The following is a 13,739-nucleotide window of genomic DNA, read 5'->3' as shown; positions in this document are numbered from 1 at the left end:
TCGTTTCCTCGATGGAATACTAACTTTGCGACATTTGGCATCTTCAAGCGAAAACATCGTAATTTAGACCAAAGTCGTCTGGCTTCCGGTAAGAAATTTGTCAGACTTAGAGAGTGTTCCTTCCATCATTATTGGGTGTTCTCATGCCTGACAAATTTAACATGCAATCTCCACCGTTCGATCGCTTAACTGAAGCACAACAAACGCGACTGCGATCGTCTCTGGACGTCGCCTACTATCGAGCTCGAGATATTATTTTATCCTGCGGACAGAAGAACCCCCACTTACATATTCTGATCAAAGGCGCGGTAGAAGAGCGCTCCAACGATCAACAGGAAGTGTTCGCACATTATGCCAACGACGATATGTTCGATGTACGCTCGTTACTTGAAGACAAGGTACGTCATCACTACATCGCGCTTGAGGACACGCTCTCTTACCTACTGCCGAAAGAAGTTTTCCTTGCCCTTTACAACGAAAATGGCCAGTTTGCAGCCTATTTCGATAACAATTTATCGAAACGGCAAGAGCTCATCGAAGCGGCCCATCAACAGCAAAACTTAGCGGAGTTTATTCTCACTAAAGTTGACCGCAGCATTTATCACCCACCGATGATCCTCGAACCAAATACACCAATTAACGAGGTAACACGTTCCTTAAAAGAAAATGGGATTGACGCTGCATTGGTTCAACTCCATGGCGATGATCCACGATTGGAAAAATGGCCATCAGCCCACCCGTACGCAATAGTGACTCGTACTAATATGCTGCATTCTGTGATGTTGGATGGTTGCGCGCTCGACACACCAGTGGGTGAGATCGCGAGCTTTCCTGTTTATCACGTTGATGATGGTGACTTTCTATTCAACGCCATGATCACAATGACCAGAAACAGAATGAAACGCCTCATGGTATGTGAAGGCAACAGAGCCGTCGGCATGCTGGATATGACCCAAATTCTCAGCGCGTTCTCAACCCACTCTCACGTGTTAACGCTCAGTATTGCTCGAGCAAGCAGCGTGGAAGAGCTCGCTTTGGCCTCAAACCGCCAACGTCAATTGGTCGAGAGCTTATTGAAAAACGGCATCCGCACTCGCTTCATCATGGAGCTGATCTCAGCCGTAAACGAACAAATTATCGAGAAAGCGTTCGAGTTAGTGATACCACCAGCCTTGCACGACCATTGTTGCTTGATCGTACTCGGCTCTGAAGGCCGAGGAGAGCAAATTCTCAAAACCGATCAAGACAATGCCCTGATTATTCAAGATGGTTTGGAATGGCCTCATTGCGAACAAGTGATGCGATCCTTCACACACACCCTACAACAGCTCGGTTATCCACTTTGCCCTGGTAAAGTGATGGTTAACAACCCGAAATGGGTCAAAACACAGCAAGAATGGATAAGTACCCTAAACCACTGGATAGCTAAAGCCGAACCAGAACAAATCATGGACTTAGCTATTTTCAGTGACGCCCATGCTGTTGCTGGGAATTGCGAGCTGCTGGCTCCAATTGCGGCGCATCTTCGTGACACAATGAAAGATCGCATGTTGATATTGTCTGACTTTACTCGCCCTGCCTTGCAGTTTTCGGTGCCCCTAACTCTATTTGGCAACGTAAAAAGTGCTAAAGACGGATTGGACATTAAACGCGGCGGTATTTTCCCAATTGTACACGGCATTCGCGCCTTGTCTTTGGAGTATGCCATTGAAGAGAAGAACACGTTTGAACGCATTGAAGCTCTGAGAAATAAGCGCATCTTAGAACCCGAAACAGCAGATAATCTCAACGAAGCACTAAAATTGTTCTTTAAACTTCGCCTTAATCAGCAACTCAAAAAGCAAGAAGCGTTGAATAACATTGATATTAAACAACTGGATAGAACTGAGCGTGATTTGCTTCGCCACAGCTTACATGTGGTGAAGAAATTTAAGCAATTTTTAGGCTTCCATTATCAAATTCGTGATTAACCCTGATTTTCATAAATCACAGAGGCGTAAGCAATGAACTGGTTACAACGCAAATACTGGTACTACAAATTGAAAGGCTCGCCTTATCAGTCGCTGTTTTGCACGCCAGATAAAACAGAATACGTCTCTCTTGACTGCGAAACCACCAGCCTTGACCCAAATCGTGCCGAGCTGGTGACTATTGCAGCCACCAAGATCATCGACAACCGCATCATCACCAGTCAACCATTTGAAGTCCGCTTACGCGCGCCACAATCGCTCGACTCTGGCTCGGTCAAGATCCATCGAATTCGCCACCAAGACTTAGTCGATGGCATCAGTGAAAAAGAGGCGCTGCTCGAGCTGCTCGACTTTATCGGCAACCGACCACTTGTGGGCTATCACATTCGTTACGATAAAAAGATCTTAGACCTTGCTTGTCTGCGGCAACTTGGCTTCCCACTTCCTAACCCACTTATCGAGGTCAGTCAGATTTATCACGATAAGTTGGAACGACATTTGCCGAATGCCTACTTCGACTTAAGTCTGGATGCCATTTGTAAACACCTCGAACTTCCTATCCAAGACAAACACGACGCCTTGCAAGACGCGATTTCTGCCGCTTTGGTCTTTGTCCGCTTAACGAAAGGCGATTTACCCAACCTAACCGCACCGTATACATAAAAATCAGTTGACCTAGCTCCCAGAAATACTTTTGTTTCAGCGATTTCCCGGCGCTTCCATCACTCTCATCCTAAAGTCTAATTGTGGAAATACGCGCGGTGACTGACAGTTATAAGCACAACGTCGTCATTACCACGACCAAGTTATTTAGAACCAAAAAACAGCCCTACAAAAATATATTCAAAATCTTATCTAGATTGGTGTAAGGCCGAGAAATAAGGCACAAGGAGAGAAGCCATGAGCGAAGCCCACGTTTATCCGGTAAAAGAAAATATTAAAACTCATACACACGCGGATAATGATACTTACTTAGCCATGTATCAGCAGTCGGTAACCGATCCAGAGGGCTTCTGGAACGAACACGGCAAAATCGTTGATTGGATCAAACCTTTCACCAAAGTAAAAAGCACTTCTTTCGACACTGGCCATGTTGATATTCGCTGGTTTGAAGATGGCACACTGAACGTCTCGGCTAACTGTATTGACCGTCATCTTGCAGAACACGGGGACGACGTCGCCATCATTTGGGAAGGCGATGATCCAGCCGACGACAAAACACTCACTTTCAACGAACTGCACAAAGAAGTGTGTAAATTCTCCAACGCATTGAAAGAGCAAGGCGTACGCAAGGGCGACGTGGTGTGTCTATACATGCCAATGGTGCCAGAAGCCGCTGTGGCTATGCTCGCTTGTACCCGTATTGGTGCGGTTCACACCGTAGTATTTGGCGGTTTCTCACCAGAAGCGCTATCCGGCCGTATCATCGACTCTGACGCTAAAGTCGTGATCACCGCAGACGAAGGCGTACGTGGCGGACGCGCTGTTCCACTGAAAAAGAACGTGGATGAAGCACTAACCAACCCAGACGTAAAAACCATCAATAAAGTCGTCGTGCTTAAACGTACAGGTGGTGATGTTGAATGGCATGAACACCGTGATGTTTGGTGGCACGAAGCAACAGCCAACGTTTCTGACGTTTGCCCACCAGAAGAGATGAAAGCCGAAGACCCGCTGTTCATCCTCTACACATCTGGCTCGACAGGTAAACCTAAAGGCGTACTACATACTACAGGCGGTTACCTCGTCTACGCGGCAATGACCTTTAAATATGTCTTCGATTATCAACCAGGTGAAACCTTCTGGTGTACCGCGGATGTGGGCTGGATTACAGGCCATACTTACCTAATTTATGGTCCACTAGCGAACGGGGCCAAAACCATTCTGTTTGAAGGTGTTCCAAACTACCCAAGCACGGCTCGTATGAGTGAAGTGGTTGATAAGCACCAAGTGAACATTCTCTACACTGCGCCAACCGCTATTCGTGCACTAATGGCAAAAGGTAACGAAGCGGTAGCAGGGACATCTCGTTCAAGCTTACGTGTGATGGGTTCAGTAGGTGAGCCTATCAACCCTGAAGCGTGGGAGTGGTACTACAAAACGATTGGTAACGAGAGCTCGCCTATCGTTGATACTTGGTGGCAAACAGAGACCGGCGGTATCTTAATTGCACCACTACCAGGTGCAACAGATTTAAAACCAGGCTCAGCAACTCGACCATTCTTCGGAGTCCAACCTGCACTGGTTGATAACATGGGCAACATCATTGAAGAAACCGCAGCAGAAGGTAACTTGGTGATCCTTGATTCATGGCCAGGTCAGATGCGTACTGTTTATGGCGACCACGAGCGCTTTGAACAGACCTACTTCTCAACCTTCAAGGGAATGTACTTTACTAGTGATGGGGCTCGTCGTGACGAAGACGGTTACTACTGGATCACGGGCCGTGTTGATGACGTACTAAACGTGTCGGGTCACCGCATGGGTACCGCTGAAATAGAATCGGCTCTTGTCGCACATCATAAAATTGCTGAGGCCGCTATTGTGGGCATTCCGCATGATATCAAAGGCCAAGCTATCTACGCTTACATTACCTTGAACGATGGTGAATTCCCGTCAGCAGAGCTACACAAAGAAGTGAAAGATTGGGTGCGTAAAGAGATTGGTCCAATTGCAACACCAGATGTACTGCACTGGACGGATTCCTTACCGAAGACTCGTTCTGGTAAGATCATGCGTCGAATCCTGCGTAAAATTGCAACGGGTGATACCAGCAACCTCGGAGACACATCAACGCTTGCCGATCCGAGCGTTGTAGATAAACTTATCGCAGAGAAAGCAGAATTGGCATAAATTCAACCAACTGTTTTAAAAGCACTTTAAAAACCGCCATCACTCATGGCGGTTTTTTGCTTTAGTGCACAAATTGGCCACACAAAAAATATGGCAATTATGTTGTTTTTGTTAACTTGGTTACAGAAACGAGAGTGGCTATTAGGAGATTAGACCAGTAAATTGCTGCTAATTGCTATGAATTAGCTATAATCTTGGTCGATTTTTTAAAATTTGCTCGGTTTTAACAAAAAAATCGTGCTGAACTATCGTATATTTGGGAATATAAACGTTCCACTCACGATAAGGGAAGATAGCAACACAATGTCTGCAAAGTCACGGATTCTTGTTCTAAACGGACCAAATCTTAATCTATTGGGTCTGCGCGAACCGACACACTATGGTCACAGTACCTTAGCTCAAGTTGTGGATACTCTTACAGAGCAAGCCCATAACGCTGGGGTAGAACTGGAACACCTACAATCAAATCGTGAGTACGAACTGATTGAAGCCATTCACGCTGCCTATGGCAAGATTGACTTCATCATCATCAATCCAGCGGCTTTCACTCATACTAGTGTGGCGCTGCGAGATGCATTACTTGGCGTCGCCATCCCATTTATTGAGGTGCACTTATCAAATGTGCACGCACGTGAACCATTCCGTCATCACTCTTATCTGTCAGATAAAGCAGAGGGTGTGATTTGCGGTTTAGGCGCACAAGGTTATGAATTTGCTCTGTCTGCAGCGATCAATAAGCTACAGGCAAAGTAACCCTAACACTCTGCAACCCTACGAGGGTTGTCTTAATCACAAGATAAAAGAGAAAGAAAAGATGGATATTCGTAAAATCAAGAAGCTAATTGAGTTAGTTGAAGAGTCTGGCATTGCTGAGCTAGAGATCTCTGAAGGTGAAGAGTCAGTGCGCATCAGCCGTCATGGCACTGCAGCCCCTCAAGCACCAATTCACTACGCAGCAGCTCCAGCGGCGGCACCTGCTCCAGTAGCAGCGGCACCAGTAGCGGAAGCGCCAGCAGCAGAAGCTCCAGCAGCAACACCTGCAGGTCACCAAGTTCTTTCTCCAATGGTTGGTACTTTCTACCGCTCTCCAAGCCCAGACTCTAAAGCATTCGTAGAAGTGGGTCAGAAAGTAAATGCTGGCGATACTCTATGTATTGTTGAAGCAATGAAAATGATGAACCAAATCGAAGCGGACAAATCTGGCGTTGTTACAGCAATCCTAGCTGAAGACGGCCAACCAGTTGAATTCGACCAACCTCTTGTTGTAATCGAATAAGCGGGGCTTGCCTTATGCTAGACAAAGTAGTCATCGCGAACCGAGGTGAAATTGCACTTCGTATTCTTCGCGCTTGTAAAGAATTAGGTATTAAGACCGTCGCTGTTCACTCGACAGCTGACCGCGATCTTAAGCACGTACTACTCGCAGACGAAACCGTATGTATCGGCCCTGCTCGTGGTATCGACAGCTACCTAAACATTCCACGCATCATTTCTGCAGCAGAAGTGACTGGTGCTGTGGCTATCCACCCAGGTTACGGCTTCCTGTCTGAGAACGCAGACTTCGCAGAGCAAGTTGAGCGCAGTGGTTTCATCTTCGTTGGTCCAAAGGCAGACACTATCCGCCTAATGGGCGATAAAGTATCTGCTATCAATGCAATGAAGAAAGCAGGCGTTCCTTGTGTACCGGGTTCTGACGGCCCTCTAGACAATGACGAAGAGAAAAACAAAGCATTTGCTAAGCGCATTGGTTACCCAGTAATCATCAAAGCATCTGGCGGCGGCGGCGGTCGTGGTATGCGTGTTGTTCGCGCAGAGAAAGACCTTATCCAAGCCATTGCAATGACACGTGCTGAAGCAAAAGCGGCGTTCAACAATGACATGGTTTACATGGAGAAATTCCTAGAAAACCCTCGTCACGTTGAAGTTCAGGTTATTGCTGACGGTCAAGGCGGCGCAATCCACCTTGGTGAGCGTGACTGTTCAATGCAACGTCGTCACCAAAAAGTAGTGGAAGAAGCTCCAGCACCTGGTATCACAGAAGAAATGCGTAAGTACATCGGTGAACGCTGTACTCGTGCATGTATCGAGATCGGTTACCGCGGCGCAGGTACGTTTGAATTCCTATACGAGAACGGTGAGTTCTACTTCATCGAAATGAACACTCGTATTCAGGTAGAGCACCCAGTAACAGAGATGGTTACTGGCATCGACCTAATCAAAGAACAGCTTCGTGTTGCAGCGGGTCAGCCTCTGTCATTCACTCAAGATGATATTAAGATCCGTGGCCATGCGATTGAGTGTCGTATCAACGCAGAAGACCCTGAGCGCTTCCTACCATCTCCGGGTAAGATCGAGCGTTTCCACGCTCCTGGCGGTATGGGTGTACGTTGGGAATCTCATATCTACACAGGCTACACAGTACCACCTCATTACGATTCAATGATTGGTAAACTGATCACTTACGGTGAGAACCGTGATGTAGCGATTGCACGTATGAAAAACGCACTGGGTGAGATGATCATCGAAGGCATCAAAACTAACGTGCCACTGCAATTCTCCATTATGAATGACGAAAACTTCCAACACGGTGGTGCAAACATCCACTACCTAGAGAAGAAGCTTGGCTTACAATAAGCCTAAGCAAACGTCTTAAAAAATGCCCACTCCCGTGGGCATTTTTGTTTTATATGTACGCAAAGGGCTCAACATATAAATCGGCTTATTTGGGTATATACTCAAACAAATCGTAGAGTTCTGGTAAACTCTGCGCCACTTCATTCACTTTAAGAGCAAAAACCAATGCCTTGGATTCAAATCAAACTCAACGCGACCAATGAAAACGCTGAGCAAATCGGCGATATGCTAATGGAAGAGACTGGCGCGCTGTCTGTTACATTCTTAGACGCGCAGGATACACCTGTATTCGAACCTCTACCTGGCGAAACTCGCTTATGGGGCGATACTGATATTCTGGCACTGTATGATGCAGAAGCAGACACTAACTTCATCATCGACCAAGTTAAAGCGAGCAACATGCTGGCTGACAATTTTGCTTACAAAGTAGAACAGCTTGAAGATAAAGACTGGGAACGCGAATGGATGGAAAACTTCCACCCAATGAAATTTGGTGAACGCTTATGGATTTGTCCAAGCTGGCGCGACATTCCAGATCCTGACGCTGTTAATGTTATGTTGGATCCAGGCCTTGCATTCGGTACGGGTACTCACCCTACAACAGCACTTTGTCTTGAGTGGCTAGAAAGCATGGACTTAAGCGGTAAGACCGTTATCGACTTCGGTTGTGGCTCAGGTATTCTTGCGATCGCAGCGATCAAACTGGGCGCTGAAAAAGTGATAGGGATCGACATTGATCCTCAAGCCCTGCTTGCTTCAAAAGACAATGCTGAGCGTAATGGCGTTGCAGACAAACTAGAAGTTTACTTACCGCAAAATCAACCAGAAGGTCTCGTCGCTGACGTCGTTGTGGCCAACATCCTTGCGGGACCTTTACGTGAACTTGCACCTATCATCAAAGGGCTAGTTAAGCCAAATGGCGACCTCGCTATGTCCGGCGTATTAGACACTCAAGCTGAAGATGTTGCGAACTATTACCGTGACGAGCTTCACATTGACCCGATTGTTGAGCAAAGTGAATGGTGTCGCATCTCTGGTCGTAAGCAAGGCTAGACAAGGTTTTCAGAGCTAATTGTTTGAAATTCATACAATTTACAAAAACAATTTGTAAATGCTCAAATATTAGTCTTTTCACGCAGTGAAAAAATGCGTAAAATGCGCGCCCTTGCTGGTACAGAACTGTGATGACGTTTTGAAAATCGGAAACTATCAACTTAAGAACAATCTAATCGTAGCCCCTATGGCTGGTGTAACGGATAGACCGTTTCGCGAGTTGTGTCTTCGCTATGGTGCGGGAATGGCCGTCAGTGAAATGATGTCCGCTAACCCAAAACTATGGGGAACGTCAAAGTCGAAACAGCGCATGGTACACGAGGGCGAATCGGGCATTCGCTCTGTACAGATTGCAGGTTCCGATCCACAGCTTATGGCGGACGCAGCTCAATTCAGTGTTGAGAACGGTGCACAAATCATCGACATCAACATGGGCTGCCCGGCAAAAAAAGTGAATAAGAAGCTAGCGGGCTCTGCTCTGCTTCAATACCCAAACATTATCGAAGAGATTTTGAAAGCGGTCGTGAATGCAGTGGACGTTCCTGTAACGTTAAAGACTCGAACTGGCTGGGATACAGACAACAAGAACTGTGTCCAGATCGCTAAATTAGCCGAAAACTGCGGCATACAAGCTCTTGCTCTGCATGGCAGAACGAAAGCATGTATGTACAAAGGTGAGGCCGAATATGACAGCATTAAAGCGGTAAAAGAGGCGATTTCAATTCCGGTTATCGCGAACGGTGATATCGATAGCCCGGAGAAAGCCAAATTTGTACTGGAGTACACCGGTGCGGACGCTTTAATGATTGGACGCCCTGCCCAGGGTCGTCCTTGGATTTTCCAGGAAATCCATCACTATTTGGAAAACGGCACCACAATGGAGGAACTTCCAACTGAGGAAGTGAAAACCATTATGCTTGGTCATGTAAATGCTCTGCATGAATTTTATGGGGAGTTCTTAGGTCCACGTATCGCGCGCAAGCACGTTGGGTGGTACCTGAAAGAGCATGAACAGGCAAGTGAGTTTCGCCGTACCTTCAACGCTATCGACGCAGCTCCGCTGCAAATTGAGGCGTTAGAAGGTTATTTTGATAACGTTGCATCATAATTAAGAGAAGAGCTAGACCGAATATGTTCGAACAAAATCTGACTTCAGAAGCATTAACAGTAACTACAGTAACGTCACAAGACCAGATTACTCAGAAGCCTTTACGTGACTCTGTTAAAGCGTCTCTTAAAAACTACCTTGCTCAACTAAACGGCCAGGAAGTAACAGAACTATACGAATTAGTTCTAGCTGAAGTTGAACAGCCACTACTAGATACTATCATGCAGTACACTCGCGGTAACCAAACTCGCGCAGCAACTATGATGGGTATCAACCGCGGTACTCTTCGCAAGAAACTTAAGAAATACGGCATGAACTAAGACCGTTTTTCAAAAAGTATTTGGAACAAGCCGTTACCTTTTTAGGTAACGGCTTTTCTTTATCTACTAAAACACTACGAATAACGCTCACTTTGTTCAGTATTACCAACTGGCTTTAAGATAACTACTGCTGAGCCAAACAATAGCAAAGCCACGAAAGCGACCCATTCATTGCCTACAGAATACGCGAAGCCCGCCAAGGCAGACCAAATCGCGACACCAAAGTGCATCATACTCATTCCAAAAGACATTAACACACCTCGATATTCATCAGATAAGCTTGCGATATGTGCTTGTAATGCCGGAGAACCAACCCCTCCAGCGAGAGACCAGAGCACTAGAGCTGGAAGATAAGCGGTCACCGTACTCATCTCATTTGAGAACACCCATGCACTACAAGGTATGCACACCATTAAGGCCACTCGCATAACGGCTCGAGAGCTACCAAGCCAGCGAGAAGCTCTTGCCACGCACATATTTCCAACCACACTCACGATCCCTAGAGCTGCATAAATAGCGCCCACCCAACCGAGCGCCAAATCGCTGGTATCTCGAATATGAAGGCCTATCAGGTTAAATACACCAATACCTCCCCCTAGACCTAAACACATCGCTAAAATCGCCCTCAACGCGCCAGGAACATGAATTACACCTGTTATAGGTGGCAGAGCATCTGACATTTGGGACTCATCATGCTGGTCATTCATGAACACTACGCTCATAGCACTGACAAGAAGAGCCGCAACGCCCAAAATAATAAAAGCGGCACGCCATGATAAAAGCTGGGTCAACAATGCTCCGATCGCAGGGCTAGTTATCATACCTAGCGTTAATCCCGCCTGAACCATCACAATTTGACGCATCGCTCTATTACCCTTCGCGTCTCCCGCTAACGCGAATGCAATTGGTAACATGCCTGCACTTGCAATACCAGTGATCACTCGAGTTGCAATAGCAAGTTCAAAATCATGAACTATGCCCGTCGTAATAGACGCAACCCCAAATACAAAGCAAGCAGGCACCATGATACGAATACGCCCAACTCGGTCTGATAAACGGCCCAAGTAAGGAGCGCAAATTGCTATGGCTAAACTATATGCCGTAATAAATAAGGTCACCTGACTCGGTTGAACACTTAAATCATTTCCGATGGGTTCAAGAATAGATCCAAGCATCAACTCATCAGCACCAACAAGAAAAGCAACGAGAAATAGGATCATGGACTGCATCATAGCTCCACCTCCTGTTCTGTTTTCGATTCAGCACAAGTGAGCAACGAAATATCTAAAACTCTATCAGGCCAAGATTGCAAAAATGCCTTCTCATGAGATACCACAATCACGCTACCGGAAAAGCGCTGGAGAGCCTCTTTAAGCGCATTTTTGCTGCTGCTATCCAAATGTGTTGTTGGTTCGTCCAACAGCAAAACATTGCATTTCTGAACCGATAAACAACACAGTTTCACCCGAGTTTGCTCACCACCGCTCAATGTATCTAAGTGGCGCTGCGTCTTATCCCCCGTGATCCCAAAGCGAGCTAATAGCTTGCGTGACTCTTTGCTTGAGATTGTTGGCGCACAAGAGCACAGCTCCTGTTCAGGCGTGTTCTGAGGATGGCGCCAAGACAAATCTTGAGAAAAATAACCAATCATTGCACCTTTTGCCAATACCACCTCACCAGAGAGTGGCTCGATCTTCCCCATCAGGGTTTTAAGTAAGGTCGACTTACCCACGCCCGTTAAAGCCAGCAACAACCAACTTTTCCCCGCGCGCTAACGTGATATCAAATACTGGAAGCAGAGGCTGCTGATAACCGATCATCAACGCTTTTGCCTCAACCACATTCGGTTGCTCAATGGGCTGGTAAGCAAAGTCAAACGTCGATACTTTCTCTACATGATTCAGTTGAATACGTTCGATTTTATCCAGTCTCTTCTTACGCCCTTTAGCAAGACTGGCGTTAACTCCTGCACCATTTTGGGCAATAAATTGCTCTAACTTTCGAATTTCACTTTGCTGAGCCTTATATTGCTTTTCTAATAAAGCACCGTCGTGCTGCTTTTGCTGCATTGCTTTGACATAAGTACCGCTGTATTTTCGAACCGTTTGATAATCAATATCACAAATACTGGTCGCTACTTGATTAAGAAAATCAACATCATGAGAAACCAGTAAAACGGTACCAATGTAATCATTGAGAAACGTGACTAGCCATTCAATGTGCGGAGCATCAAGATAGTTTGTCGGCTCATCAAGAATTAACACATCGGGGTTGCGAAGTAACAACCTGCCTAAAAGGACTTTGTGCCTTTGACCGCCACTTAGCGAGATAAGCGGTGTATCTAAGCCAAATTGATAAATACCAAGACCTACAGCAACTCGTTCAATTTTGGTATTAATTGCATAGAAGTCTTCATCTTCTAAATATGCCTGTAGCCGAGCGACTTGGCTTAAAAGAGATGTAGAGTGAGACTCGGTCATCGCATGATACAAAGTCCAAAGCTTTTGCTCTGCAGCGTATAAACTCTCAAAAGAGCCCTTTAAACACTCATGAACTGTCAGCACATTATCGATCTTAAAATGTTGTTCTAAATACCCCACCTCAAGGTTTGGTAACCATTCAATGCAGCCCTTATCTGCAGATAATTCACCGAAAAGCAGTTTCAATAAGGTGCTTTTTCCAACACCATTCGCTCCGGTGATACCTATTTTCTCTCCCACGTTAATACGAAAGGTCACGTTGTTGTATAACGTCTTATCAGCTATCTGATAAGACAAATTTTTAACTTGTAAAATACTCATGTTTTCAACCAAATAAAAAAGGGCCGGTGATCAATACCGGCCCTTATTTCAATACTGGGTAATGCTTTGTAGCTGCTTAACAGATACAAAAAGGCCGATGATGAAATATCACCGGCCATCTCTTCTCTTTTATCAGGTGTACAAGCTCCTGCGTATAACTTCAGCGAAGCTACCCACACATAAAACACCTGATGAAGATTAATTTAAGACTCCGAGCAACACTTCATCGCGTTTTTTGCATGGAGTTCAGCCTTCTTACAAAGCTTTTAAACAAGAGATATAACATGATTTACTGTCGAAAAAATATTCGATGTGAAGCGTACACCTTTAGAATAAAAAGTACCAGATAATTATTAAAACTATCGTGACTTACACGAAGGTCCACAGAAAGAAGACTTTTCCTCAGTCAATGTGCCAGGTGAACTGCTTACTCAGCAAACACAGCTATGAAAGCACCTATACCGCTCACGTTATACGTACGTAGTGGTGGCTTTGAAGGTTGGAGAGGGTTAGAGGGAAGAAGTAGCGAATATACTTTAAGACACTGGCTTAAATAGATCGACAAAACAAAATCCATGTTTGGAAAGTTTTAAATGCGCTGAGTTTATATTAATAAGCGCCTATGGCTAAATCAAAACATCTAAAGCAGAGAAATCTCCCCCGAAAATAACATAACCTAGTGAATAAATTCTCCAGGTAATAATAAAGGAAGCTTTGGTAAGTTAAGCACAGGGGCTCAAAAGTAGCGCTCGAGACTGCAGAAACCACACAAAACTGCGTTCCACTTCACTCATAACAGGGCTTAGAAAGCATCGCCAGAGGGAAGCCGGCCTCTCGATGCAAGGTTTCAATATGAAAGTGGGTTTAAGGTAAGTCGGGTAACCAAAACGAAAAAAGCCTCAGTCTTTCGACTGAGGCTTAATATAAGTGGCGGAGTGGACGGGACTCGAACCCGCGACCCCCGGCGTGACAGGCCGGTATTCTAACCAACTGAACTACC

The 13,739-nt window shown here is 45.7% G+C and carries 10 protein-coding genes and 1 pseudogene; 9 read left to right on the top strand and 2 right to left on the bottom strand.

From position 1 onward, the window contains the following. Positions 1–143 precede the first annotated feature (143 nt). The 9 genes from R7E78_RS18080 (at position 144) to fis (ending at position 9,938) form a co-directional block, all read left to right on the top strand. Positions 144–1,970, top strand: a complete 1,827-nt coding sequence (locus R7E78_RS18080) for a DUF294 nucleotidyltransferase-like domain-containing protein (protein WP_262640699.1) — start codon at positions 144–146, stop codon at positions 1,968–1,970. Positions 1,971–2,003: 33 nt separating this feature from the next. Continuing rightward, on the top strand, positions 2,004–2,633 hold the full coding sequence (locus R7E78_RS18075; RefSeq protein WP_025768818.1) for a 3'-5' exonuclease: 630 nt from the start codon (positions 2,004–2,006) through the stop codon (positions 2,631–2,633). A gap of 237 nt (positions 2,634–2,870) precedes the next feature. Further along, on the top strand, positions 2,871–4,823 hold the full coding sequence (gene acs, locus R7E78_RS18070) for an acetate--CoA ligase (RefSeq protein ID WP_005386359.1): 1,953 nt from the start codon (positions 2,871–2,873) through the stop codon (positions 4,821–4,823). Positions 4,824–5,126: 303 nt separating this feature from the next. Continuing rightward, complete coding sequence (aroQ, locus tag R7E78_RS18065; protein WP_005382360.1) at positions 5,127–5,576, top strand: type II 3-dehydroquinate dehydratase; 450 nt, start codon at positions 5,127–5,129, stop codon at positions 5,574–5,576. A 61-nt stretch (positions 5,577–5,637) separates the two neighbouring features. Further along, positions 5,638–6,099 carry an acetyl-CoA carboxylase biotin carboxyl carrier protein gene (gene accB / locus R7E78_RS18060; RefSeq protein WP_005386355.1) on the top strand — a complete coding sequence of 154 codons (462 nt, stop codon included), beginning with the start codon at positions 5,638–5,640 and terminating at the stop codon, positions 6,097–6,099. 14 nt (positions 6,100–6,113) lie between these two features. Continuing rightward, complete coding sequence (gene accC, locus R7E78_RS18055) at positions 6,114–7,457, top strand: acetyl-CoA carboxylase biotin carboxylase subunit (RefSeq protein WP_005382509.1); 1,344 nt, start codon at positions 6,114–6,116, stop codon at positions 7,455–7,457. A gap of 165 nt (positions 7,458–7,622) precedes the next feature. Beyond that, positions 7,623–8,510, top strand: a complete 888-nt coding sequence (gene prmA / locus R7E78_RS18050) for a 50S ribosomal protein L11 methyltransferase (RefSeq protein WP_047010245.1) — start codon at positions 7,623–7,625, stop codon at positions 8,508–8,510. Positions 8,511–8,649: 139 nt separating this feature from the next. Further along, positions 8,650–9,618, top strand: a complete 969-nt coding sequence (gene dusB, locus R7E78_RS18045; protein WP_005382505.1) for a tRNA dihydrouridine synthase DusB — start codon at positions 8,650–8,652, stop codon at positions 9,616–9,618. Positions 9,619–9,641: 23 nt separating this feature from the next. Then, entirely contained in the window at positions 9,642–9,938 is a 297-nt protein-coding gene (gene fis, locus R7E78_RS18040; protein ID WP_000462885.1) for a DNA-binding transcriptional regulator Fis, read from the top strand. A 74-nt stretch (positions 9,939–10,012) separates the two neighbouring features. Here the strand turns inward: fis and R7E78_RS18035 are convergent, their stop codons facing one another. Beyond that, entirely contained in the window at positions 10,013–11,170 is a 1,158-nt protein-coding gene (locus R7E78_RS18035; RefSeq protein ID WP_262607104.1) for an MFS transporter, read from the bottom strand. Next, positions 11,167–12,739, bottom strand: a pseudogene (locus R7E78_RS18030) (ABC-F family ATP-binding cassette domain-containing protein). The gene R7E78_RS18035 and the pseudogene R7E78_RS18030 overlap by 4 nt, the downstream one beginning before the upstream one ends. Positions 12,740–13,739: the final 1,000 nt, after the last annotated feature.

The organism is Vibrio sp. YT-19(2023) (assembly GCF_033337395.1).
The sequence above is the reverse complement of the archived record's forward strand: the minus strand, read 5'-3'. Positions and strand labels throughout refer to the sequence as shown.

Bases quoted from the DNA above. Each gene is read 5' to 3' on its own strand.
- R7E78_RS18080 (WP_262640699.1), top strand. From the start codon at position 144: ATGCCTGACAAATTTAACATGCAATCTCCACCGTTCGATCGCTTAACT.
- R7E78_RS18075 (WP_025768818.1), top strand. From the start codon at position 2,004: ATGAACTGGTTACAACGCAAATACTGGTACTACAAATTGAAAGGCTCG.
- acs (WP_005386359.1), top strand. From the start codon at position 2,871: ATGAGCGAAGCCCACGTTTATCCGGTAAAAGAAAATATTAAAACTCAT.
- aroQ (WP_005382360.1), top strand. From the start codon at position 5,127: ATGTCTGCAAAGTCACGGATTCTTGTTCTAAACGGACCAAATCTTAAT.
- accB (WP_005386355.1), top strand. From the start codon at position 5,638: ATGGATATTCGTAAAATCAAGAAGCTAATTGAGTTAGTTGAAGAGTCT.
- accC (WP_005382509.1), top strand. From the start codon at position 6,114: ATGCTAGACAAAGTAGTCATCGCGAACCGAGGTGAAATTGCACTTCGT.
- prmA (WP_047010245.1), top strand. From the start codon at position 7,623: ATGCCTTGGATTCAAATCAAACTCAACGCGACCAATGAAAACGCTGAG.
- fis (WP_000462885.1), top strand. From the start codon at position 9,642: ATGTTCGAACAAAATCTGACTTCAGAAGCATTAACAGTAACTACAGTA.
- R7E78_RS18035 (WP_262607104.1), bottom strand. From the start codon at position 11,170: ATGATGCAGTCCATGATCCTATTTCTCGTTGCTTTTCTTGTTGGTGCT.